The following is a 22,488-nucleotide window of genomic DNA, read 5'->3' on the forward strand; positions in this document are numbered from 1 at the left end:
TAGTACCGTAGGAGTACCAAACTAAAAGAAACCCTAGTAAATAACGGGTTTCGTGCTACAAGCAACAATATCTGCAACTCACATGATTGTAGCTAAACCATTGAATAAATTGAGGTCGAGCATGCGAACAGAAGTGAACGTATCGGGAAAGCAGGCCTATGAGAGTACCGAAGGAGTACCAGAAGCGTTTCGTGAGACCCCTGAGAGCAAGGGGGCAATGGCAGCCCTCGCCGCGAAGGCAAATGCTCAGGGCTGCATACACTTCTTTGACGATCCGATCCACGTCCGCCGCGACCTGATCCGGCTGGGCTGCGCCGCCGGCTGGGACACGCCCAAGGGCCACACGATCTCAAATATCATCCAGATCATTGAGAACCTGGCCGATTACGAGCGGCCGGACTGGGCGACCGATGAACGGCAGACGCTCCAATACTCTGCCAACCAACAGATCAAGCGGCTGGCTCGGCTGAGCGCCGGGAGGCCGGCATGAGTGATAAATTCCTCTGGAAGGTAGCCGAGGCCATCTACAACTCCGATTTTGATGGGGAGCCATCGCAGGCGTTTGGCGACCGTGATCTGGATGTGATCGGAACCTATCTGGACGGCGCGAGGGCCGCCATCGAGGCTATGCGCGAGCCCACGGAGGGCATGTATCGCGCTGCGTATGCGGCTAACGGCGGGAAATGGACTGACGACGAGTACGAGCCGCCCCCCAAGGTTTGCTGGCTAGCCATGATCGACGCCGCGCTTGCCGACCCCCTAACAACTGGAGCAGCAACATGATTGCGTATTGGGATAACGAGACCGGAGAGGCCCGGATTGTCGAGGCTTCGCTGAACCGCCAAGTGCCCCACCCCTCGCCGGAAAGCATCGTCGCCGCTGTTCTCGCGGACAGTAGCCCGCCGGCCGGGGTGAGACAGACGGCGCACCAGATCACCAAGGCATTGCGGGATGCCGGTTGGCGGATACTCCGCTAATGGCCGCCTACGACAACCTTTCAACACTCGAACGCGAGCGCGTCGAGAGCGAAGCCAGATCGACGCTGCAGCAGGTTTTCGATGCCGCACACGCTGCCACTGGTTGGAGCTTGGATACCAAAGACGAATGTTGGCAGGCCGGGCTGTCCGTCATGCGCGAGGCTATGGCGAAGCTAATTTTACGGACCCGGTAGGGTCAAACAGTCAACCAGGAGACGACCATGGCCAAGATGAAGACCTACCTGTTTTTCCGTGAAGGCCACTTCTACCCAGTCGAGGAAGAGAGCGACGAGAAGGTGCTGAAGCACGTCCCGCTGAACCCTGGGACCACCAAGATCGAGACGATCGACGGCCGGGTCATCTACCGGGCCCCGACTACTCACTGAGGAGACGCCGATGCTGTCAGTAAGCCATTGGGGCCTATTCGAGTGCCCCAGCGTCGAGAGCAAAGAAACGGTCTACTACCCGTTCTTCGAAGCCGGAGAATGGTGGTGGGTCACAAGTGACAAGTAGTGCGGCAAGGGGATGGGGGGACTGAGGCAATGACCCTAGACGAGATGAAAGCCAAGGCGCGCGAAATCCAAGCGCATATCAATGCCATCATCGACGGAACCGATGCGAACGAGGTTAAAGGCCCCATCAACTGGGGCGACCTGAGCTGCACCGATGTCAGCGTGTCCCTGATGGACGGACTGTGGTGCGCCACGATTGAGGAAGCATCACCCGACGCGACGGAACTGGCGGCCCATATCAGCAACGAACTCCAGCACTTCGGACATAAGGATGTCTGGGTTCGCTGTGAGTGGTGATCAGTAGGAGGTGCCAATGAGCGACATTCTGACCGAACGCTTTACGCTTGTTTTCGAGGGCAACCTTCGCGACTTCAAGGGGAACCCGTTCAAGACCGACACGCCGTTCGGGATACCCATCATAGTCGGCCTGGGGGATGCCTTTGAGGAATGCGAGAAGCTGCGCGAGGAGTTAAGTGCGGCGGTCTCGAATGGAGAGGGTTAGCCCGTGGCAAATGTACCCGCGACCGTAGACTTCTCGGAGGCCCTTGTCCGTCAGATAGCGATGGACGTTGGCAAGCAGGTTGTTGACCATATCGAGGGTCAGTACCCGCGCATGTTCGAACACGTCTCCCAGGCGTCCGCGTCCCTGTCGATCCGGAACACGGCCTACAACGCTATCATGGAGGCCGTGAAGGCCGCCAATAACGGCGAGGTCGAGCAGATGCTGAAGCGCCATGACGAGCACAGGCGAACTTTGCGCAAGCTGCGTAAGGTTGCGCGCGGTTGACCGAAGAGGAAAAGAGCCCCATGACTGACCAAGAGATTGACGACCTGAAGAAGCGGGTGGAGCAGCTAGAAAAGGCCCTCTGGGCTGTGGCGTTCAACAAGCCGACCTGCTGCGACGAGAGAGGCCGCCTAGCCGCTGCGCCCGCGCTGAGCCATGAAGACCTAAGTTCGATCAACAACGGCATGGCCCTTTTTGGATACAAGGTCAGGCTGTAACGCCGCACCCCACCCCTACTGGCCAATGAGCGCTATGGGCTCGACAAGACCGAATTGGGGGGCGATTTGAAACGCGAGGAAGTAAAAAAGGTGCTGGAATTGTTCCGCGCCGGAGTTCTGACGGAAGATCAGACCATCGAGATTATCATGAGTAACACTGCCAGCAATCCGGGAATGAAGCGCGGTGACGTTGACACCCGCGACCCCGTTAGAGCCTTGGTCGCGAAGCAACTGGACGCGAAAGGTCTGACGATGAAAGAGGCTTCGTTAGCTATTGGTCGCAACGAAACCTATTTGCAGCAATTTTTAATGCGCTGGACCCCACTAACCCTGAACGAGAAGGTTCGGCCCAAACTCGCCGAATTGCTTGGTGTCGCAGAGGATCAGTTGCGAGAACAACCCCGAGATCGAGTTTGATTGAAGCTGCTAGCTTTTCTTGCAGGTTGGATTTCTTTAAAATGCCCGGATGCCCCTCTACCTCAGAAAAGTCGATCACCCACAGGCCGTATATAACTGGCGGGTGATCCTGAAAATAGACGAGACGGAATACGAGGTGGGGTCGATCGGACCGCAGCGCACGGCAGACGTTGAGCTTCAATGGGGCTGGGGCATCGACACGGTAATTCCGATGCGCGCCATGGCAACGTCCGGACGCGGTTCAAACCTCAAAGACTGCATGGCGAAGTTCAAGGCGGCCTGGGAGCGCTTTAGCTCCGATGAAGCGAACCTGACCGCGTTTTTGGAAGCGAAGCGAAGGGCGAAGAGGGGTTAATATGGCGAAGCTGGACGAAAAGCGCGTTGAGCGCATCTATGAAAAACTCACCGGGTATAAGATGGAGCGCGGTGCGTGGGATATCAAGAAGCGCGATCTGGCACAGAAGATCGTGTACATTGACGATGCCTGCCGCGCTGTACTCGAAGCCATCGCAGCAATTGAAAACGCGCCGCCCGGTACGAACATGCAAGATCTGGAACGAAATCTCCGAACGGAATTCAAGTTCCTCGACACGCTTCAGGACTATTAGCGCAGCACCAGCGCTCCGACAGCCAACACGAACGCGACCGCGCTGCTGCACGTCAAGCCGAGCATGTAGAATGGGAATCGGTTGTTCATGCCATAAATATATCTGGCGGCAGCGGCTGGTTATATCCGGACAAATACGGCCACAAAAAAAGCCCGGCAAGCCGTGAGGCCGCCGGGCTAGTCTAGGGAGGAAACGTGCTCGTTGGGGACGAGCCTACCGATCCCGAGAAACGGAGGCCGGTAGAGGTTGACGGCCCGAAGGCCGAATTCAGAAAACCAGCGCCGAGAACAGCAGCAGCAACAGACCCGCGACAGCCAGGATTAGGCCGAGGACGACGCCGGCCATTCCCATAGTGGCTTGCGGCGGCGTGCGGGATCGGTTCACCATCAAGGCGCCGATCCCAAAGAAGACGAGGGCCGCGGCGCCAAGGATGATTGCGAGAACGATCATATGATCCCCACCGCGTTAGCGGCGACCACCACGAACAGCATGGCCGGGGCGGTGGTGATCAGAAGCCAGCCGAGAGTATTCATCCTGGCACCCGATAATCAATGACATGCTTGCGGTACGGGATCTCGCGCCAGCCGCGTTGCCCGCCGGTGGCATTCCATGCGTAAACGACGCCGCCCTGGACTCTGGAGACGATGGCCACATGCCCGCCCCCGCGCCTTGCGGAGACGATTACAGCGCCGGGGACCGGGCCGCCTGCCGAGCGACCCCAAGAGAGGAACGACCGCGCCAGCGCGCTCCCTGTGCCTTTGATGCCCCTTTCCGCGAGCGCTGCGTTCACGTTGACTGCGCAGATCAGGCGCCCGGAGATGTAGCGCAGCGGCCGGCCAACGGCTTCGGCCACCGGCGACGGCGCGCCATAGCTGGAAACCGTCCGGATCACCGGTGGGGCGCGGCGCGCGGGCCGCTCCCGGATGACATGGCGGTAGTCCGCTTTGGCAACGCGCGGCGTGTAAACCTTCTGAGCCGACCCGAACCCGCCCATGCTCCTCACGATGCGCTCCCCGCGCGCGGACGCGGTCACTCCCTCGCAAGGCCAGTCGATGTTGCAGCGCTCATGGGCGATGTACGTCCTATGACGCTGGCGAGCTTCGGCGTTGGATGCCAGCGCGACGAGCGCCAGCACCGCGATAAATGCGGTTCGGATCATGTGATGCTTCCTGTGGTGGTGGATTAGTGCTTGCCGTTGATGCGCTTGCTCATTTCCTCAAGGCGCTCACGGAAGTCAGATTTGATATCGGTGCCCATCGCTTTGATGGCTTCCGTCATGCGGTCGGTTGCTCGCTCGAACTCGCCCTTTTGGACGTAGTTGTCGCGCCCCCAAATCTCGATGGCGTGCATTTCTTTTTCAACCGTCTCAATGAAGCGCCTCAAGGCAGCCCCCATTTCACCGACGTTGTTATCTTGCGCCCGCTGCGCTTCGTTAAAATCGCGGCGGAGACCGTCCATTTTCTCGTTACGTGCAGCGGACGCTGCGGCGATGGCCTCAGTCCGAGCCAACTCCTCCGAAGCAATCTTTTCGGAGGTGTCTTCTTTGATCCTCGAGACCGCGCGCGTAAGCCCAATGACGCCAGACGTCCAAGTAATCAGGAACCCAGCGACCAAAAACCCCTGCTCTAACGTCATCCCCTTAATCTCCTAGCCACCTTTGTTCGCTAGGACATTCCCAGCCTGCGACCGTCTCGCGTCGGTCAAGGGTCAGGGCTGCGTCGACGTTTCCAGACGACGGCGCGGCCCGCTTCACTTTGGTTTCTTGCACTGATCCCGGTACGTCAGCTCGTTCGCCAGTATCCGTTTCTTGACGCCAGGCGTTGCCGTAATCGAACCGTCGCCCTTCTGCACCACCACCGGGTTGTAGACCTGGCAGTAGGAATCCACCGGCATAGGCTTCGTCGCGCAACTACTTAGGCTCAAGGCCGCGCAAACCAGCGTCAACCTCTTCATCAGACATCGCATTGACCTTCTCCATGATGGCTTTACCGGCGGTCGTCTTGACGAGGATCGACTGCGTTACCTCCGCAATCGCCTTGTCGTACCCCTCGGATATCAGCTCGCGCTCCCGAGCCCACGTCATAATCTGGTTGACCACCTTGAGAAGCGTGAGCGCGAGCGATATCCAGGACATCATTTCGCGACGACCTTCACTTCAGACGAGGAGACCGCGTCCGGCGAGGTAACCGCCGCTGCAAGAGCCGGCGTGGTGACGACCGTCGTGCCAGGCAGCGCCGCCGCCGACGCAACGATCGAACTCTGGGTCTTGTTGAACATGCCCCAGATGACGCCGCCGATCGTGATGATGCCGCCGACGATACCGGGCAAGGCCTCCGCGCTGATCCAGCCCTTGGCCACGATGAATCCGCCTCCAAAGGTGAGGATGTGGCGAAGGATGCTGCTGATCTGTTCCCAACTCATTTTGATAGTTCTCCGATGATGTTTTGATTGCGCGATTCCGTCGCGCGGCGGATTAGTTCAGGGCCGCCCAGGTTTGCGGGCCGGCCACGCCGTCAGCCGCCAGCTTGTGCGCCGTCTGGAATTTCTTCAGCGCAGCCTCAGTCAGCGCGCCGAACTTGCCGTCAACTGTCAGCTTCAGCGCCTTCTGCAGCTTCTTCACGTCCTCGCCAGTCGATCCCTTCCGGAGGGTCCGGGGCGGCTTGATGTAGGCCGCCACGACTTCCGGAGCGACGTCCGGCAGGCCGCCGATATCCCACGCTTTGATGTCGTCCGCCTTGGCACCGCTCACGACCGAGATATGGACGTGGTGATCATGGGCATTGCTGCCTGTGTATTTGCGCCACTTGCCGGGCTGCGGGCCCTTCGGACCGGAGCCGATCCGCCGGTTGCTGATGATGTAGCTCACGCGGGGGTCCTGCTTGGCCAGCAACATGTCGGCGAACGCGTAGCTGTCAAATCCGTTCTTCGGGTCGTGCGTGATGTCGATGGCGTGAACGATCCCTGCCCCGTCCGGATTGTGATCGGACTTCCTGGCACCGTGGGATGTATCCCCAACTGAACCATCGGACCCCTTCCCCCGCTTCGGCCATTTGGCGTTGACCTGGGAACGTAGCTTTTCGAGCGCGCGCGCAAGCCGCCACGACATGGCAATTTCTCCGATTTCAGGTGGGAGGTTTCCAAATGGTTATCGCATTCGTCCGCTTCGTACAAAGTTTGGCCGGCGAAACGAGCGGACTAGTGTTATTCGCTGTGGGGTTGTGGTGCTCGGATTCGTTAAACCGTCTTAGGGGTGTTTTGCTCGTGTCGCTTTGGTGGCTGCTCTTAATCGTTCCGGCTTCGGCCGGCGCCTTAATCTGGATCTGGGTCGAGTGGGAAATCCGGCGGGCTAAACGACAATGATCCGCCGGTCGCATTATCTGGCCCTCATCGTGCTCTTATCTCTGATCGTGATCGCCGTTCTGGTCCTGCGCTCACCAGCGGATAGCGTATCGCTGTGAGTCGAGATCGGAACCTGGCGCGCGAACAGGTCATAACCGCCGCGCTGATATTCGCGCTCCTTGGGCTAACGGTCGTTTCTAACTCGCTTGTCGGCCGGGTTTTCCCAGCCTTCATTTCCGAGCTGCGCTTCCCCGCGCCAGTCGATGCTCTCGTTGCCGCGGCGCTCGTACTGATCCCGCTCCCATTGTTCGTACTGGCTCGATTCAGCTTCGGCTACATCATCGGGCTATGGATGTACGTCATGGTGGCCGGGTTTATCTTCCTCAGCTATTCGACCAAGCTCGAATACAATCACAGCCAGGCGAGGATTTCCGCGCTGCTGTGCCTCATCTCGTTTCTGGTCCCGGCTCTGTTCCTCCGGTTCAGAATCTCGCTCTTTTCGATAAGCCCGAGAGCCATGAACGCCCTAATGATCTGTGCGCTGGTCTTGAGCGCCGCTGTGGTTGCCGCCTCCGCGATGTACGGCTTCAGGATAGCCGGGTTTTTGGAGTCGCTGGCGATGCGAGAGGAAGTTACGCGCCCAAGGCTGCTGAACTACCTGAGCGGCATCGTATCCGGCGCGGTCCTGCCGTTTTGTTTTGCTTATTTCGCGCTCAACCGGCAGGTGGCATTGAGTGCAATTGCCGCAGCCTTGCTGCTTTCGTTCTTCCCCGTGTTGCTAAACAAGACCGTCTTGCTGGCGCCTGTATGGCTGGTATTTATTCTGGCACTTTATACGATGTTCCGCCCGAAAACTGCGACGGTGCTATCTATCGCTATCCCGCCAATGATAGGCATCGCCGGCTATTTTATTTTCACCTCAGAGCTAGGCGCGCTGGCATTCGGCTTCATCAACCTTCGGATGATCGCGATCCCATCAGTCGCGCTCGATTATTACTCTCATTTCTTCAGCAGCCACCCCAACACCAGTTTCTGCCAGATCAATTTCGTTCGGATTTTTACCGAGTGTCCCTACAATGAACAACTCGGGGCGATCCTGAAGAACGAGTACAACCTTGGAAACTTCAACGGATCACTCTTTGCAACCGAGGGGATTGCATCAGTTGGCCCCGTCTTTGCTCCCATCGCGACCTTTGTTTGCGGGATCATCATCGGTCTCGGCAATGTCGCGTCGGCAAGACTATCACCCGCACTCATTGCCGTTTCGAGTGGGGTACTCGTACAAGCCCTCACGAACGTTCCGCTTTCGACAGTGATGCTCTCGAACGGCGGCGCAGCGCTGTTCTTACTTTGGCTGGTCTCCCCGAGATGCCCCACCTTCTCCAAGGTCGAGGAACTTGCCCATCCTGCACCAGCTAGGAAACAGCCATGTGGATCGGAATAATCATCGCTTTGGCTATCCCTACGCTTGTGATCGCTGGCGGCCTTTGGCTTTCGGCGCAGGCGTATCTCGACTGACCTGCCCTCACTGATCTCCGGTGCAATGCACCGACACGAAATCACGGGTGCGATCTGAGTTGATCGCCGTGGGGTTGTGGTGATAGAAGCGCGGTTATGCAGACAGACTATTCAAAGCGCCTTTCGAAGCCTGTTTCCGACTTCGTTGGAGCAGCCATGCCCTACAGCCATTGGGGCATCAACTATTTCAACATCCGTCTGATGGAACTCGTTTTGATCGACAGCCTGTTGGATGGCGCGATCAAGAAGGGAGGCGAACGGTTTCTCGACTTCGGTTGCGGCCTCGGACTCGCCTGTGTCTACGCCAGCAAATACTTTTCAAAAGTTGAAGGCGTCGATCTGGATGACCCAGGCGTCGCCTTCAAAACGACCCGCCCCGCCCCGGCCGTTGGGTCTGAGCTGATCTCCGGAATTGGGATCAACAATATCCAGCTAACTTCAGGCGACAGCTTTGCTTATTTGAGGGACCGGACTGACCGATACGACATGCTACTCAGCGTGTTTTGCCTTGAACACGTCGAGGATATTCAGGGCGCCTGCGATCTGTTTGCCGCGTCGTTAAAAGCTGGCGGCCGATCCGTCCACATCATCCCCAACACGCACGACACGACTAACCAGCTTCTGCAGACAACGCTCGGGCCAATCGCCGAGAACGAGCAGAACAGCGTCAAGTCAGGTCGAGGCACCAAGAAAATGGGGACGATGTTTGCACCCATTACGCATTCCGAATTCATCGAGGATTACCGGCAGCAGTTCGACGTGAATTGCCTTGAACGATACATCTTCCCGATGATGCTTTCAGGAATGACGATCGACAAAATCACGCCGATGCGAGAACATTCCTACGCAGTGCTCGCATCCAAGCACGGCGCTTGAAAAAAAGTCAGCCCTGTATCTCGTGCAAGTAAAAAATCGTCGGCTGCGTATTTGCGCCACCGTTGCGGGCGCCAAGCGTGGCCGTGCCAGCGGTTATCTTCCATTGCAGCGTATAGGTATGCGCTGACGGCGAGTTCGGCCGGTCTGTGATGATGAAAGATTGCGGAATGACACCTGAACCCGCCCCCTGCTTGACTGCGCTCGACAAATAATCGACGCCAAAGCCGGCAGCTAACGAGGTGCCACCCCGGTCGACATTGAATCCGAATGTGTTACCCGCCGAATCCGTATCACCCCCGCCTGAGAAGCCTAAGCGGATCAGATTTGCCGAAGACACAGGCGTAATTACTGCCGTGATCCCGGTCGACGTGAATGATGTCGATGTCGTCGTGGTCGACGAGGTGGATTGCGTGTAGTGCTGTTGCACAATTTCGCCCGGCAGCGCTACACCGGGGCCGAACGTCTGAATGTAGTTCAGAGTGGTCGTCGTCCACGTTCCTGCAGTCAGGCCGGTCGGGCTCCATTCAAGAAACCCTTGAACTTGGTACGCCTTGAGCGAAACCGCTGTTCCCGTATAGATCACACCCGCGCTGTCGGCTCCGCCAGCCCCGCCTTCTTCTGTCGATGAAGCAACCGCAGAATTCCTAAGCGGAAAGATGTTGCCCGAATTGCTGACCAAGGCGTTGACCGCACCGAGACGGAGCGTACCGCCGTCGTTGAATGCCACGACCCAAATCCGGAACGCCGTTGACGATGTCACCCCCATCGTCGAGCCCGACGAGATCACAAGCGAAGTCGCTGACGTGACGACGATCTGCGACCAAGAGCCCGTCGTTCCCGTGGCATTTCGGAAATTCAAGGTGCAGGGCGATCCGGAAGCTGGATCGTTTCCTGCGCTATCCTTAAGCGCGATCGTCAGGGCGCTCGATGCGGCACTCGCGGCGAGCGTGCAGTTGACGAAGCCAAAGCGCGGCGGACAGGTCCCGGTCGACGTGATCGTGACGCCATCGCAGACCATGCTGGTGATACCAGAACCGCCGCCGGCGCCGACGCCAAGAACGCAGGTATAGTTGGTGCCGTCGCTGCTGCAGTGCGCGCCCTGGTTGGTCGTCAGGACAAGATTGGCACCGCCGTTGACGGTCGATGACGTCGGCGTGATCGTGACTGTGCCCGCGCCCTTGTTTTGGAAATCTACCGACCAGCCAGAAATGAAGCTGCCGCCGGGTTGAGGCAGGGTAACAGCGACAGAGGCCGCGTTGTTGAAGCTGACGACCTTGCCGCAGTCGCCATCGAGCACCGTGTAGCTTGTTCCGGTCTGTGCGTTGACGGTCAGGCTAAGGCGTATCGTGCGATCGGCTGACAGGTCGCCACCACCGGCGAGGCCGCAGCCGGTCGAAATATTGCGAGATGCATTCGCCTTCAGCGCGCCAAGCGCATCAGCGTAGGCCGTGCTCGCCGCCTTGGTCGAGTTGTCGCCAGGGCTTTGCGTCCCTACAATTGCATTGCTCAGTGTCGGCGCAGTGCCAAAGACCGCAGCACCTGACCCCGTTTCATCCGTTAGGGCGGTGGCCAGGTTCGCGCTGGACGGCGTCGCCAGCCATCCCGCGATTCCCGTTCCTAGCCCTGACACGCCCGTCGAGATCGGAAGCCCGGTAGCGTTGGTCAGCGTCGCCGCCGACGGCGTGCCAAGCGCTGGCGTTGTAAGTGTCGGAGATGTCGCGAAAACCAGCGCACCAGAACCAGTCTCGCCGGTGACAGCGGCAGCAAGATTTGCGCTAGATGGCGTCCCCATCCAGGTCGCGACGCCGGTCCCAAGTCCTGATACGCCGGTCGAGACCGGCAGACCCGTTGCGTTTGTCAGCACCAGTGCAGACGGCGTACCGAGGGCTGGCGTTGTAAGCGTCGGGCTCGTCGACAGCACCATGCTTCCCGTGCCAGTCACGGAATTCGAAAGTGTGACGCCCCCATAGGTTAACGCCCGAAGCAATGAAATGGAGCCGGTTGAGGAGGCTCCGATCGCCACCTGACCAGTTCCTTTGGCGTCTATGTTTAGATGTGCATTCGCCCCGCTGTCGATAACTGCGACGCCGACATTACCCCCAGTCGCCGCGCCAGTGACCTTGAGGCCCGCAGCCTGCGACGCCGTAGACGCATCAACCACGAACGCTGAAACACCGCCGCCAGACCCAACAGATAGCGCAGTCGCGCTTGCCGACGTGATCCCGATCGCGCCGCTGTTAATTGCTCCTGCCGTCGTCGTTCCGGTCAGGGTCGGGCTTGACAGGGTTTTGTTCGACAGCGTCTGCGCGGCAGCGATGGTAGCGATCGTGTCGCTCGCATTCGGAAGTGCGTATGTCTTGATCGACGTCCCCGGGCCAGTGAACTGCATAAACGCATTGTTCGTGCCGCCCTTCGACCCTCGCAGCGGAGACGAGCCGCCGCCGTCCTGCGCGAATGCAAAGGATGCAGAGAGCGCAAGCGCCATCGCGCTCGCGATTATGCCGCGAAGGTTCATGTTGAATTTCCGATTATGTTTGGAGTTCTAGTACCAACCGGTGCCGTCTTCACGCGGCGTCAGCGTCGTTGACCCGCCGTTCTGGTCGATGATCTTTGGATAATCGACGATCGCGTGAATCGTCTCCCCCGAGATAGGGAGGATCGTAATGTTGTTCGTGGCGGCATCACCCTTGCCGTCTATAATTCGAACTGGCTTCGAGCGTAGCGACGAGTCCGGAAGATTGACTGTAGTCGCGGCACCTACCGTCTTTTCGATAATGATGTCGTCAACGTCATCCGATGCCACAGTTACAGCGCCTGCAGCCGTCACGGTGCGCTTGCTGCGATCGGCGGCGCTATCCGTCTCCGCTGAAAGACCGATCGCTTCATAGCGCAAGATGGCTTCGAATGTTGGTGTCCCGCTGGGGCCGAGATAGGCTCGAATTCGATAGGCACCACCAACAGCGAATAGCGAAAAACTTCCGTCTGCTTCGGCGTCGAACGGATTGGAGAGAACCGATGTTCCATCCCGATCGCTGTAGATAGTCGCCAGAGGTTGCCCCGGAACTTCCCGGCGCACCTCAATGTGCGCTGATGGGACTACGTTGCCCCCGCTGTCCTGCACGGTTCGATTGTAAACAGCCAAGCTCATAAAATCCGCCTCAATTAATAGAGGAGCCGCGCTGATCGCCGCCGCTTACCGTCGTAGTGATGTAGCTGATGCCGTCCACCGCGGCGCCAGCCGCACCACCGGCGCCGCCAGTGCCGCCAGGGCCTAGGGCGCTTGCTTGCCCATTACCGCCTGCGCTGCCAGCCAAGCCAGGTGAACCGCCGTTGCCGCCGCCAGCGCCCAAGCCGCCCCCACCACCACCGCCGCCGCCGGGGGAATCGACCGTACCGTTAGCGCCGTTCGAACCGCCCGCGGTGAGACCCGTTGCGCCTGCGCCACCCAAGCCAGGAACCCAACCACCGCCCCCACCGCCACCGCCGCCGCCGCCGCTTTGCGTGATCGTGTGAACACCAGGCGTAAACTCCTGGGTCAGACCGCCCCCACCGCCACCACCACCGCCGCCGCCGCCGCTCCAGATTTTCCCGCCCGATGGGAACTCCAAGTCAATCGCGTACCGGCTGTACAACGCAGGGCCGCCCACGAGGCCCGCAGTGCCGTTTGGCGGCGTGAGGCCCAGACCGTAACCGCCAGCGCCGCCGTTGCCGGCTGCCCCCTGTATCTTGCCGTTAACGATCAGCGTGACATCGACGCCAGCCGGCCACGATCCGACGTTCACCGCAGGCGCCGAAGTAGACGTCGATCCAATGAGAACACCGGAGTTGATCGTGAACGTTACCGTGTCGCCGGATATAGGCGCGGGGTAGATCGAATCGTGAGCCGATCTCAGATTGATGTTGTAGTTGTTCGCGTCGAAAACGACCTGACGATCCGTCAAGTCAGCATCCGGCGCCGTCCAAAGCATTTCCTCAGCTTCTGCGGTGAACCGGTCAGGCCCGGGGTTCAGCCGCGTGACCTGAATCGGAATGTTTGACTGCGCGCCGGTGGCGTCCTGTACGCAGAACGACTCCACGCGGTAGCCTTGGCCTATTTCAATATCCGTCTCGGCGTGGCGCGCTGTTGCAAACGTCAGCCTACGCGGAGGATCCCGGTATCGTCCAAGGATGATCGCCCCGAGACGATCGGCTACCGTGCGGCCCGCCTCCGGTATCCATCTTGAAGTGATCGTCTTGATTGCTGCGGAGCCGTAATCCTCCTCCGCTTCTTCGTCGATAACGAGCGATGTCGATCGATAGTTGTCGAGGTTCGATAGTGGCTTTGTCGGGTCTTTCTGACCGAAGTAGGTTTGCACGCGCGACAACCGGAGTTCAGGCTGCTCCTTGATCGTGAGCGTTCCCTGCAGGGTGTTGTCTGGTGAGAACGTATCTGCATCCGTCAAGACGCCCCGCAAAACCTGCAGCCGCAGCGATTGCGTGAGATTTTCGTCCCAAATAACAAGCCCGGCCTGCTCGCACAGTTCAGCGACCAGCGCCGCAACTGACGTAGGCTCGCATATGTTGGCTGTGTATACGGTCCCGAGAAACGCAGCCGTCTCTGCCCGCCATGCCGGGAGGTCGATATAGGCCGCCGGCACTTCCGCGTAGTTTACGAGTAGGTCATAGAGGATGTCCGCTACATCGTCGCCCGAGTATGAAAGTACTTCCTGAAATCGGTCCTGGGCCTTGTGAGAAGCGGCAACGGTATTTAGCAGGCCACGAGCAAGCGAAAAGGTATCCCCGCTTCTATTGTAGAAAACGACTTCCGAGCCGCCGATCGTTCCGTATCCCGCCGTCGGGTACTCGGCGCCTATGCCCACGGGCAACAGCGTTAGAGAAAGCGCTGCGCTGCTGATGTTGGCATTCAGAAACCCGCTCGAGAGAACCGGCGCCTGCGCCCGATCCCCGTCGGCGAGCTTCAGAACATCCTTTGCGAGGATCGTGTATTTGCCTTCGGGCGTCGGGCCATCGAAACTGTCGATAACGAAGTGTCGCGTCTCCATGTCCGCGAGATCTTCACCGACGAGACCGGATATCCATCGGATCGGCTGACCTCGAAGGAACGGCTGGCGCGCGCGAAACTTCCCCCAGAACGTTCCTTGGCTGTACGGATCATAATCCCGGTCAGCGAGGTACTTGTCGAAACCATCGCCCGTGTCGGAGTGCGGATGATCCTTGAACGTAACGCTAAGCGTCGCGCGGGTGCCGAGGTTCTTTCCGAGCGAAATCGTCGCGGGCGTATAGGAGATTTCACTGATCGACGGAATGCAATCGATCTCGCGCGGCAGAAACTCCGCATCCACTGCAAATCGCAGCGTGACGTCTTCCGGGTCGAAGTGCGCAATGTCCTGGCACGTATGACGACTGTTGAAACACTTGATTGCTCCCGTCGTCGGGATGGACGCTGTGCACGGCGCCACACCGTAGACGAGAGAGCAAAACGGAATATCGATTTCGATATACTGTAGGGCTTGCATCAGACGACGCCGATAACAGGCATATCGAAGGCAATCAGGTTGCTTGGCCCTGTTGGCACGGGCGCCACATCATCCACCAATTTGCAGAAGCCGATTTCCCGGGGATAGGTCTCAGGACGCCAACCGAAGAACCACGGCAGCCGCTTCCCCACTGCCGCCAGAAACGGGTTCATATATTCGCGGTGCCACGCTGGCGTGATCAGGGAGAGCGGGATGGTCGTCTCGCGCCACGCACCGATTTCAATGCCGCCAAGCGAATTGCCGGTCTCGCTCATTCCGTTGATGACGTTGGATTTCCTGCCGTGGGGAAGCGGAACGTGCCCGACATAAACCTTCCTCTCGACAATCAATAGTTTCCCGACATAGACCACGGCCGCGCGCGGGATGTCGTCACCCGTCTGCAGTTTGATCCTGATCTCTGCCAACGATTGAGGATCGAAGCGAAATAGCGCCGGGCCATCGTCCGGCAACATGACTTCTTCGACGATCTCCGTCCAGACGCCATCAATGAACCCTTCGATGGAAACGACGATTGCCGACGATCCCCAATTATGCCGCGCAACTCCGACGTAATCGATCTCGTCGACTTCGTTCGTCGTGATGGTGAGATACTGCTCGCTGTCATCCTCCGCCCGCCATTCGAGATGCGTTGCCGGATTTGCGAGGTTCGAGGCCGGAAATCCAGCCTCCTCGGTATCAGCGACGATTGTCTCTGCCGTCACTACGTTGTGCCATCCGATCACCGGATGATCGAGCGTCAGGCCACCCGGAAGGCCTGTCGGAGAGGCCGCCTGCAGAACAATGGCACTTGAAATAACGATCATCAGGCCGGCACCACGTTCAACCGATAGCCGTCCGCGGTCATCTCATTGATTCCTTCGATGATTGCCCGGAATGCGTCGCGGGTCGCCGCGATCGGCATCGAAAGATTGATCGGCTGCGATCCTGCACCTCGCCGCAGATCGTTGCCGCCGCCCTGCTCCTGGCGTCCGGAAGCATCTCCACCATCCTTGAACGATGGAAGATTTCCCGAATTGATCGCCTGAAGTAGAGGAGCAAACTGCTTGGTCGCCGCCGCGTTCACAACAAACTCGCCATCCGAAAGGCGCGCCGGAATACTGTCGGACGTGCCCGTGCCCGGACCGCTGACAAAACCGCCATCAGCAAATAGTCCTCCGGTGCCGGTCAGACTCAGGCCAGTTCCGCCGACCATGCCACCGTCCGAAAACCCGAATATCGCGGTTCGGATAGCCTTGAAGATCAGCATCTTGACAATCATTGCCGCGATGTCCGCGATCAGCGACGTAGCAAACGCCTTAAAGGCATCAGCAGCAGACTTCGTTCCCGTGACCAACGCGGCCAAGTTCGTCGAGAGCGAGTTGACCGCGCCTGTCGCCAACTGATCCATCTGCATTCCGAAATCCGCAGCGGCAATCGCCGCGGACGTGAACGATGGGAATGTTATTCTTGCCTGCATTACCGAAAGCTGGTCAGCGCTGGCGCCGGCTGCCAGCATCGCTGCACTATACTGCTGAACCTGCTGCGCTCTCTGATCCCATGGCATTGATGCCTGGTCGATCAGCTGCGCTCCCTGCATCTTCAGAGCCGCAGCAGCGGCTGCATTGCCCGCGTCGGTTATTGCTTTCGTTACGCCCGCCGTGATCGTGATGTTCTTTGCAGCAACAATGGCCCAAGCTTCCGCCTCAAGCCGCATTTTGGCCTGCTCGCCGGTACTTTTGCCGACGGTCGCTGCATCGGCGTTCATGGCCGCCGCGCGTTTGGCTGAGCTGTCCAAGAACGATTTTAGCGCATTGCTTGCATCTTCAGACACAGCCTTCCATGGCGCATCTTTCTTCAGCTTGTCCGCAACGCCGGTCATATGACCCATGAACGTATCGACCGAAGCCGACATTTCAGACATAGCTTTATCGGTCTCGTCGGGTGCCCAGAGCTTTTGAACCACGTCCTTGAGACCCGTCATCGCCACCGAGGTGTCGGCGGCGGACTTCTTCATGGTCTCAAATGCACCGGTAAAGTCACCGCTGGTGAGCTGCCCGAACGCGGCCTTCAGGTTGACAGCAGTGGCGAAGATTTGCTGCCATGTGGTGATTAGAGTGGTCCCGACAGTTACGATGCCGGCCATGACAGTTGCCATCTTGTCGCCGATCACGTTCCAGAGTTGCGAATCCTCGCGCGACTTCAGAAGAACAACGGAGAGAGCCTCAAACGAGGGCATCAGTTTAGCGGTTATGGTAACGAACAAGCTTTTCTTGATCGTATCCATTTTTCGAAGGTTGTCGTTGAACCGTTCGGCGGCCTGAGCCGTTTTGGAGTCGATCACCCCTCCCCAGCGCTCAAGCTCGTCACCGCTTTCCTTCAGGCCAGCAGCGCCCTGGTTGAGCAGCGGAATCATGTCCGCGCCCGCTTTGCCGAATAGCTGGATGGCCAGAGCAGTCTTTGCTGCGCCGTCTCTGTAGGTCGCAAACTTCCCGGCAACGTCCGATATGACGTCCGCGGAGTTTCTTATCGTTCCGTCTTGGTCTTTGACAGCGACGCCCATCTGCGTGAACGCCTGCCCCGCGGGGCTGGCGGCGTCATTCGCAGCGGAGATTATCGCCTTGGACAGCTTCCCGACCGACTTCCCGAGCGACTCCATACTCACGTCGGAGAGCTCAGCGGCATAGCCGAGCTTCGACAGCGCCTCAGTGCTCATGCCTGTCGACTGAGACATTTTGTTCAGTTTGTCGGCGCTGTCGATCGTCGACTGGATCGATCCCGCGATCTGAACAGCGGCAGCGGCTACGCCGGCTGCGACCGCAGCCATACCAGCCGTGACGGCGACGCCGAACGCACCGAGCTTGGACTGCGAGTCCTTCAGGCCCTTATCGAGCGCGGCAGTGTCCGCCCCGAGGACGACCCGGAGCGCGCCGATCACAGATGCGCCTGCCATCAATCTTCCTTAGATTTGAGATCGCCGCCTAGCGCCACAGTCCATTGCTTTGCGATGGCCTGCATGTCTTGCCAGGATTGAGGTTTGCGATCCCGCTCTCGGACCAGTAGTTTCTTAAGAGTTGGGATTTTCTTCGCCCGCTGAAGGCTGGCGAATGTGTGAGCGAGCCAGGCCCGTTCATTGTGCTCGCGGGTGAGTTGCGAGGTCTTGCCCTTGAGGATGCGGGCAATCTGGCGCGGGGTACGGCGCCAGAAGTCGTCTTCGTCGAATCCGGCCGAAAGCCAGTGGCTCAGGAGGTCGAGCCAGTCCGACCTTTCGGCCTCTTCGGAGGGCGGCGGGTGCCGCTCGCCTCCGGGAAGGCGGCATTAATGGCCGCACCGATCTTCTGGATGGCCTTCAGCATGCCGCCGCCGGCCACCATGATCTCCCCCGCCTCTTTGAGGGTGACGTCCGGATGGTTCTGCTGCAGGGCCGCGTGAAGCATCCTCCGGACCATACTGATCGACATGAGGGCTGGGTTCTGCATCTCGGCGGCAATCGCACCGAAGCCCTTCCCTGTTGCCTCTTCCATGGCGCAAATCGCATCGATGTCGAAGAACAGAATATAGCTCTTGTCGCCGGCGGTGATTTCGATCTCACCCTTGAGCGGATTTGCCATGGGTTACGCCTGCACCAGACTCGGCTTGCCCGAGACCTTGAAAGTCACCGAAGCCGCCATCTTGTCGTCGAGCGGCGCATCCGGCTCGAACCCGGTGAGGATCCCGGCGAACGAGAAGTAGGAGCCGTCGGGGAACAGGATTTGACGGTTCTTCACTGCGGACGGGCCGTCAAGATCCAGTTCGGCGGTGAGTGCGAGCGCCGCGGAGCCGCCGGGCACGAAGTTCAGCTCGAGCGAAACCTCCCCGCCGTCCTTCAGGCCCGCGATGAACTCGCGCCATGCGCCGGGGCTTTCCTCGTGCGTGGCGTCGACCGTGTCGCGCGCCATGGCCGGCGGCGTGATGCCGGTGACCTCCGCAAGGGTCGTGAACACTTCCGGCGCCGCACCGTTGCCGGTCTTGAACAGCGTCTGATAGCCAATGCGGGCACTGGTCGCCATCGGGATTACTCCATGTCTGATTTAGGGAAGCCCGCGACGTCGCCCCGGCGGGGATGGGGAACTATTTTCCGGCTGCGATCTTGGCTGCGAGCCGTTCTGCTTTCTTGGCGAGACGCGCGCGCGCCTTCTCGATTTGTTCGGCCAGACTGTCTTTGATGCCGTTCAGCACCCTCTGCACATTGCTATCGAAGGCCGGCCGGAGATGCGGTTGCGCGGTCTGGTGCGCGTTTCCGAACTCGGTCTGAACGCCCTTCGCGTGCGGCCCGGGGCCGATGTAGACTTCCACCATGCTCTCTTTGCGGTTCAGGCCCTTTTGCCTTCGCGAGAGCTTTTGCCCGACGGTGTACGATTCCTTCAGTCCGCCCTTGAGCCGCGGCGCGTTGCGCTCGCCTGCTTCTTTGATCGGCGCGCCCTGCTCTTTCAACGTTCGGAGCAGAACGTTTCGCGCGGTTGCCTTGGGTAGCTCGGTCAGGGCCTCATCCAGTTCGGCAAGCCCTTCGATTTTGAAGGTCTGTCGAGCCATCACAATTCCTCGTAATGAACGAACCAGTCCCGCTGCACTCCGAACATCTGCACGGCATCGTCGTACAGCTCGCGCTCGTCGGCCTGGAAAACTCCCTGTACCCTCACAATGTTGGCGCCGGTCCCCATCTCGCCGGAATAGCCGTCGACGCGGTCTTTCACTCGATTTGCGAGCACCACCGCCGCGTCAGCGGTCGGCGCCCATGCCGCTATCTGGATGCGGGGATGCGCGTACCCGGTTGATCCCTGCATGTTGTAATCGCCACCGCCGGAAACCCGGTTGTAGACGACGCTCGCCTGCTTCTGGCCTTGGGGCAGCACGATCGGATAGACCCGCGCGACCACCAGGGCGGAGATGTTGGAATCGCCCAGCAGAAACTCACGCAACGCTGGGCGGATGTCCTTCATTTTACGTGCCCAGGACGCCGGAATAGTTGAACGATAGCTTGAGAACCGTGGTGGACGTCGCGATGCCGACGATGCACAGATATTCGGACGAACTCACGTCCGCGAGCGGACAGATGAGGCCCGCGCCGCCGGATTGATAATAGGTTACGCCAGCGGTCATCGTGGCGCCGATCGTGATACTCCCGGACTTCTGGTAATCGACGGGCTGACCAGCGGACGCGCTGTTAAGCGCGACGCCGATCGGCGTGCGGGCTAACACCGTAGCGGAGTCCGCGTCGGCAGCGACAATCGTACCGTCGGCGGCTTTGTAGACCGTCATGCCGGCGGTTATCGTACCGCCAGCCAAACCGCGGTCGGTGGTCGCGCCCGCGCCCGGAAGAACGTTCGCGGCAGTAACGGAAAGATCGGTCATAGCTTTTCCTTTCGGTGAGAATTTACGTGGTTACGTCCGCGCGCCGCAGCGTCTTGATGGAGAGATCGACTTGCCGCCCGACTTCGTCGGAAGAAATGATGTCGTGAACCAAATTCCAAGCCGGGCTCTGCGCATTCGCCGCGATGCCGTCGACGGGATAGATGATGCGGTCTTCCGGCCCCAGAGGGCGCGAGGCTGACGCAATTTCGTGAAAGCGGATCGTGAACGTCGTCTCTTGGCTCGCGACATTTTCAGGATTTGCGAACTTCTCGCTGCCCTTGGTGGGCGCGACAAACGCGAGGCACTTGTAGCAAAGGTCTGCCCAGGTCTCGACTTCCTCGCCAGATCCAGACTGCGTGACCGTTTTCCGCTGGATGATGATCTGCCGATCATAGCGGCGCTGCATCAGAAGCGCGCCCGTTTGGAAATTCCGAACAGTGCCGCCGCGCCCATCGGAACCTCATTCACGATATTGCCGACGTTGACCGCTGACGGATTGTCGAACCAATGACGGATCAACAGGAACATGCCCTGCTTGATGTTGTCCGGAACGCTGCTCGTCTTTGGTGACCCTGCGATGTCCGCGTAGCCCGCAAGATATGCGACACGGACTCCTGCAGGCTCAACTCCAACGGACGGAAGCGCATAAGTCGTGATGAACTCGACATAGGCGCCGAGATCGTCATTCTTCAGCGTGTAATTCGTGCTGGTGACTGTCTGCTCGACGCCTGACGTGTCAATGTATTTCACGCTGCCGATCGAGATGACCGGGAATAGCGGCAATCGAAACTTCGAACACCAGCCGTCATAGTCCTGGCGCCAAGTCTGCTCGCACAACGCGCGCCCAAGGATACCCGTCCACCCGTCCAGATACGACGTCGCCGCAGCAATGAGCCCGGTGATCAACGTGTCCTTTTCACTGTAGCCGATATCCAGCGCCGCCTTCACTTCAGCAAGTGTGACGGGCTTGATAACCGGTGCTGTTACGAGGACGGGACGGTACATTTCTAGGCCCCAAGGCGCGGGACATACGGCGCCGCGATGGGGCCGGCGTTGAGCATGGCGCCCGTGATCAGAATATCTATGAAGTCATCCGACCCAAACGTGCCGCGCAGCACCGGCGCTTGCGCCGTGGCGTTAGCGGCGACGGTTTGCGTCTCACTGAACCGCGTCCACGCGCCCGTGACGACCTTGTTGACCTGCGTTCCGTTCAGAAGCCGCATTCCGACGTTGTACGCCGTGACGCCATCCGTCGACCGCATGTAGTGCGAATACGTCGCCATCCCAGCGGGAATGTCGGAAGCCCGCTGCCAGCCGGTGAAATCGGAAGACGTAGCGCCGCCGCCCTTGTCCGCAATGATGCGGCCGACCATCCGGCCGAACGGACCTATCGTGTAGGCCGCGAACACGCGCCTGTAGCGATACGCAGGCAGCGAGCCGGGCAGCGTGTAGGTCTGCATGTTGTTGACGTCATAGGGCGCGCTGGTCGCTGGCGACCCCGTGGAATGGTAATAGCCGTCGTTGACGATCGTGACGGTCGTTCCGCTAACATGCAGTCCCTCGACGGCCTGCGCGGTATCGAGCCGCCATTGATTGACGATTCGGTCTTTGGCCTTGTCGAAGGCGATCAGGACGGCGGCCGCACCGTTCGCGCCGGAACTCGCCCACAAATAACCGGCCGTGCCGCGCGCGGCGTCGACGTGGAAATGGTCGATCGGGCCGCCCTGCCCGGTCCAGTCGAAGCTGCGCAGGATAATGCCCGATAGGCTGATGCAGATCGAGGCGCCGGTCGCGTTGTCACTAACCCACAAGCCCTGCAGTGCATCATCCCACGTCAACCCGTTTGGCGTGGTGTACGGCACCGAGAGCGGCGCCCGCGCCTGGTTGCCCACACGGTCAACAAAGTAGACGAGCCCCGTAGCCGCGCCGCACCACGCGACACAATCCAAAGGTGTCACGTAGGCCACGCCCTGCATGCCAGTATTGGGCGTCACGGCGAATTGAGAGACCAGCGTCGTGCCGTCCAGCGAGACTTGGCACAGGCTGGTAAAGGGACTTGATCCATCGGTAGCGGTCTTCTGGCCGTAGTTCCCGACCCACCACGTATTGTTCACCGGGTCGTGCGCCAGGCCCGTACAGGTGAAGCCTTCACCTACCGCGCCGCCGGTTGCGTCCGGCACCTGCTGCTGGCTCGCGACGGAGAGTGTCGGCCCATCGGGAAAGAGCGCGTTCACGCCCGTACCGCCCTGAAAGCCGCTCCATCCTGAAAAGTTTTCGCTAAATGGGAGAAAATTGCGGACATTCGCTCCCAGAAGGCCAGTCATCATCCGGCGCG

General features: G+C 59.6%; 34 protein-coding genes. 14 read left to right on the forward strand and 20 right to left on the reverse strand.

Translation table 11 applies throughout. The annotated features are described in order from the left end of the window. The first annotated feature begins 121 nt into the window (after nucleotides 1-121). From JQ600_RS35355 to JQ600_RS35410, 12 genes are all read left to right on the forward strand, one after another. Entirely contained in the window at nucleotides 122-490 is a 369-nt protein-coding gene (locus JQ600_RS35355) for a hypothetical protein (RefSeq protein WP_212490344.1), read from the forward strand. After that, a complete protein-coding gene (locus tag JQ600_RS35360; RefSeq protein WP_212490345.1) occupies nucleotides 487-783 on the forward strand; it encodes a hypothetical protein in 297 nt (98 codons plus the stop codon). The genes JQ600_RS35355 and JQ600_RS35360 overlap by 4 nt, the downstream gene beginning before the upstream one ends. Then, nucleotides 780-977, forward strand: a complete 198-nt coding sequence (locus tag JQ600_RS35365; protein ID WP_212490346.1) for a hypothetical protein — start codon at nucleotides 780-782, stop codon at nucleotides 975-977. Before JQ600_RS35360 ends, JQ600_RS35365 begins: the two co-directional genes overlap by 4 nt. After that, nucleotides 977-1,171, forward strand: coding sequence for a hypothetical protein (locus JQ600_RS35370; protein WP_212490347.1), 195 nt, complete (start codon nucleotides 977-979; stop codon nucleotides 1,169-1,171). The genes JQ600_RS35365 and JQ600_RS35370 overlap by 1 nt, the downstream gene beginning before the upstream one ends. Nucleotides 1,172-1,198: 27 nt before the next feature. Continuing rightward, complete coding sequence (locus JQ600_RS35375; protein WP_212490348.1) at nucleotides 1,199-1,363, forward strand: hypothetical protein; 165 nt, start codon at nucleotides 1,199-1,201, stop codon at nucleotides 1,361-1,363. 156 nt (nucleotides 1,364-1,519) lie between these two features. Beyond that, entirely contained in the window at nucleotides 1,520-1,786 is a 267-nt protein-coding gene (locus tag JQ600_RS35380) for a hypothetical protein (RefSeq protein WP_212490349.1), read from the forward strand. A gap of 16 nt (nucleotides 1,787-1,802) precedes the next feature. Beyond that, nucleotides 1,803-1,991 (forward strand): hypothetical protein, encoded by a 189-nt coding sequence (locus JQ600_RS35385; protein WP_212490350.1) that lies wholly within the window; start codon nucleotides 1,803-1,805, stop codon nucleotides 1,989-1,991. A 3-nt stretch (nucleotides 1,992-1,994) separates the two neighbouring features. Beyond that, nucleotides 1,995-2,276 carry a hypothetical protein gene (locus JQ600_RS35390; RefSeq protein ID WP_212490351.1) on the forward strand — a complete coding sequence of 94 codons (282 nt, stop codon included), beginning with the start codon at nucleotides 1,995-1,997 and terminating at the stop codon, nucleotides 2,274-2,276. Nucleotides 2,277-2,296: 20 nt separating this feature from the next. Then, the gene (locus JQ600_RS35395) at nucleotides 2,297-2,491 is read left to right on the forward strand and encodes a hypothetical protein (RefSeq protein WP_212490352.1); all 195 of its coding nucleotides are present in this window, start codon (nucleotides 2,297-2,299) and stop codon (nucleotides 2,489-2,491) included. Between the two features lie 66 nt (nucleotides 2,492-2,557). Further along, a complete protein-coding gene (locus tag JQ600_RS35400; protein WP_212490353.1) occupies nucleotides 2,558-2,908 on the forward strand; it encodes a hypothetical protein in 351 nt (116 codons plus the stop codon). Between the two features lie 49 nt (nucleotides 2,909-2,957). Next, complete coding sequence (locus tag JQ600_RS35405) at nucleotides 2,958-3,263, forward strand: hypothetical protein (protein ID WP_212490354.1); 306 nt, start codon at nucleotides 2,958-2,960, stop codon at nucleotides 3,261-3,263. Between the two features lies 1 nt (nucleotide 3,264). Then, entirely contained in the window at nucleotides 3,265-3,516 is a 252-nt protein-coding gene (locus JQ600_RS35410; protein ID WP_212490355.1) for a hypothetical protein, read from the forward strand. A gap of 267 nt (nucleotides 3,517-3,783) precedes the next feature. Here JQ600_RS35410 and JQ600_RS35415 read toward each other — a convergent pair whose 3' ends face one another. The 7 genes from JQ600_RS35415 to JQ600_RS35445 form a co-directional block, all read right to left on the reverse strand. Continuing rightward, nucleotides 3,784-3,966: a hypothetical protein gene (locus JQ600_RS35415; protein ID WP_212490356.1), complete on the reverse strand. Its 183-nt coding sequence runs from the start codon at nucleotides 3,964-3,966 to the stop codon at nucleotides 3,784-3,786. 79 nt (nucleotides 3,967-4,045) lie between these two features. After that, nucleotides 4,046-4,675, reverse strand: coding sequence for a hypothetical protein (locus JQ600_RS35420; RefSeq protein ID WP_212490357.1), 630 nt, complete (start codon nucleotides 4,673-4,675; stop codon nucleotides 4,046-4,048). 23 nt (nucleotides 4,676-4,698) lie between these two features. After that, nucleotides 4,699-5,151, reverse strand: a complete 453-nt coding sequence (locus JQ600_RS35425) for a hypothetical protein (protein ID WP_212490358.1) — start codon at nucleotides 5,149-5,151, stop codon at nucleotides 4,699-4,701. A gap of 114 nt (nucleotides 5,152-5,265) precedes the next feature. Beyond that, nucleotides 5,266-5,403 (reverse strand): hypothetical protein, encoded by a 138-nt coding sequence (locus JQ600_RS35430; RefSeq protein ID WP_212490359.1) that lies wholly within the window; start codon nucleotides 5,401-5,403, stop codon nucleotides 5,266-5,268. 22 nt (nucleotides 5,404-5,425) lie between these two features. Further along, nucleotides 5,426-5,653, reverse strand: a complete 228-nt coding sequence (locus tag JQ600_RS35435; protein WP_212490360.1) for a hypothetical protein — start codon at nucleotides 5,651-5,653, stop codon at nucleotides 5,426-5,428. Further along, on the reverse strand, nucleotides 5,650-5,937 hold the full coding sequence (locus JQ600_RS35440) for a hypothetical protein (RefSeq protein ID WP_212490361.1): 288 nt from the start codon (nucleotides 5,935-5,937) through the stop codon (nucleotides 5,650-5,652). Before JQ600_RS35440 ends, JQ600_RS35435 begins: the two co-directional genes overlap by 4 nt. Before the next feature lie 52 nt (nucleotides 5,938-5,989). Then, entirely contained in the window at nucleotides 5,990-6,622 is a 633-nt protein-coding gene (locus tag JQ600_RS35445; RefSeq protein ID WP_212490362.1) for a peptidoglycan-binding protein, read from the reverse strand. A 348-nt stretch (nucleotides 6,623-6,970) separates the two neighbouring features. Between JQ600_RS35445 and JQ600_RS35450 the strand changes: the two genes are divergently transcribed. Continuing rightward, nucleotides 6,971-8,299 (forward strand): hypothetical protein, encoded by a 1,329-nt coding sequence (locus JQ600_RS35450; protein WP_212490363.1) that lies wholly within the window; start codon nucleotides 6,971-6,973, stop codon nucleotides 8,297-8,299. 170 nt (nucleotides 8,300-8,469) lie between these two features. Then, nucleotides 8,470-9,249, forward strand: coding sequence for a bifunctional 2-polyprenyl-6-hydroxyphenol methylase/3-demethylubiquinol 3-O-methyltransferase UbiG (locus tag JQ600_RS35455; protein ID WP_212490364.1), 780 nt, complete (start codon nucleotides 8,470-8,472; stop codon nucleotides 9,247-9,249). Nucleotides 9,250-9,256: 7 nt separating this feature from the next. On the opposite strand, the gene JQ600_RS35460 is transcribed toward JQ600_RS35455, so the two are convergent. The 13 genes from JQ600_RS35460 to JQ600_RS35520 all read right to left on the reverse strand — a co-directional run bounded on the left by JQ600_RS35460 (nucleotide 9,257) and on the right by JQ600_RS35520 (nucleotide 22,477). Beyond that, nucleotides 9,257-11,764, reverse strand: coding sequence for a hypothetical protein (locus JQ600_RS35460; RefSeq protein WP_212490365.1), 2,508 nt, complete (start codon nucleotides 11,762-11,764; stop codon nucleotides 9,257-9,259). 27 nt (nucleotides 11,765-11,791) lie between these two features. Further along, complete coding sequence (locus JQ600_RS35465) at nucleotides 11,792-12,397, reverse strand: hypothetical protein (protein WP_212490366.1); 606 nt, start codon at nucleotides 12,395-12,397, stop codon at nucleotides 11,792-11,794. A 10-nt stretch (nucleotides 12,398-12,407) separates the two neighbouring features. Beyond that, nucleotides 12,408-14,765 carry a hypothetical protein gene (locus JQ600_RS35470; protein WP_212490367.1) on the reverse strand — a complete coding sequence of 786 codons (2,358 nt, stop codon included), beginning with the start codon at nucleotides 14,763-14,765 and terminating at the stop codon, nucleotides 12,408-12,410. After that, nucleotides 14,765-15,589, reverse strand: a complete 825-nt coding sequence (locus tag JQ600_RS35475; RefSeq protein WP_212490368.1) for a hypothetical protein — start codon at nucleotides 15,587-15,589, stop codon at nucleotides 14,765-14,767. The genes JQ600_RS35470 and JQ600_RS35475 overlap by 1 nt, the downstream gene beginning before the upstream one ends. Further along, nucleotides 15,589-17,715: a phage tail tape measure C-terminal domain-containing protein gene (locus tag JQ600_RS35480; RefSeq protein ID WP_212490369.1), complete on the reverse strand. Its 2,127-nt coding sequence runs from the start codon at nucleotides 17,713-17,715 to the stop codon at nucleotides 15,589-15,591. The genes JQ600_RS35475 and JQ600_RS35480 overlap by 1 nt, the downstream gene beginning before the upstream one ends. A 289-nt stretch (nucleotides 17,716-18,004) precedes the next feature. Beyond that, complete coding sequence (locus JQ600_RS35485) at nucleotides 18,005-18,373, reverse strand: hypothetical protein (protein WP_212490370.1); 369 nt, start codon at nucleotides 18,371-18,373, stop codon at nucleotides 18,005-18,007. 3 nt (nucleotides 18,374-18,376) lie between these two features. After that, nucleotides 18,377-18,811 (reverse strand): phage tail tube protein, encoded by a 435-nt coding sequence (locus JQ600_RS35490; RefSeq protein WP_212490371.1) that lies wholly within the window; start codon nucleotides 18,809-18,811, stop codon nucleotides 18,377-18,379. A gap of 61 nt (nucleotides 18,812-18,872) precedes the next feature. After that, nucleotides 18,873-19,235, reverse strand: coding sequence for a hypothetical protein (locus JQ600_RS35495; RefSeq protein WP_249136246.1), 363 nt, complete (start codon nucleotides 19,233-19,235; stop codon nucleotides 18,873-18,875). Nucleotides 19,236-19,333: 98 nt separating this feature from the next. After that, nucleotides 19,334-19,741, reverse strand: a complete 408-nt coding sequence (locus JQ600_RS35500) for a DUF3168 domain-containing protein (RefSeq protein WP_212490373.1) — start codon at nucleotides 19,739-19,741, stop codon at nucleotides 19,334-19,336. Between the two features lies 1 nt (nucleotide 19,742). After that, nucleotides 19,743-20,153: a hypothetical protein gene (locus JQ600_RS35505; protein ID WP_212490374.1), complete on the reverse strand. Its 411-nt coding sequence runs from the start codon at nucleotides 20,151-20,153 to the stop codon at nucleotides 19,743-19,745. A gap of 22 nt (nucleotides 20,154-20,175) precedes the next feature. Then, nucleotides 20,176-20,559 (reverse strand): head-tail adaptor protein, encoded by a 384-nt coding sequence (locus tag JQ600_RS35510; RefSeq protein ID WP_212490375.1) that lies wholly within the window; start codon nucleotides 20,557-20,559, stop codon nucleotides 20,176-20,178. After that, the gene (locus JQ600_RS35515) at nucleotides 20,559-21,158 is read right to left on the reverse strand and encodes a phage head-tail connector protein (protein ID WP_212490376.1); all 600 of its coding nucleotides are present in this window, start codon (nucleotides 21,156-21,158) and stop codon (nucleotides 20,559-20,561) included. Before JQ600_RS35515 ends, JQ600_RS35510 begins: the two co-directional genes overlap by 1 nt. A gap of 2 nt (nucleotides 21,159-21,160) precedes the next feature. Further along, complete coding sequence (locus JQ600_RS35520; protein ID WP_212490377.1) at nucleotides 21,161-22,477, reverse strand: hypothetical protein; 1,317 nt, start codon at nucleotides 22,475-22,477, stop codon at nucleotides 21,161-21,163. Nucleotides 22,478-22,488: the final 11 nt, after the last annotated feature.

Source organism: Bradyrhizobium sp. AUGA SZCCT0176 (assembly GCF_018130145.1).
In the GTDB taxonomy this organism is placed as follows: Bacteria; Pseudomonadota; Alphaproteobacteria; order Rhizobiales; family Xanthobacteraceae; genus Bradyrhizobium.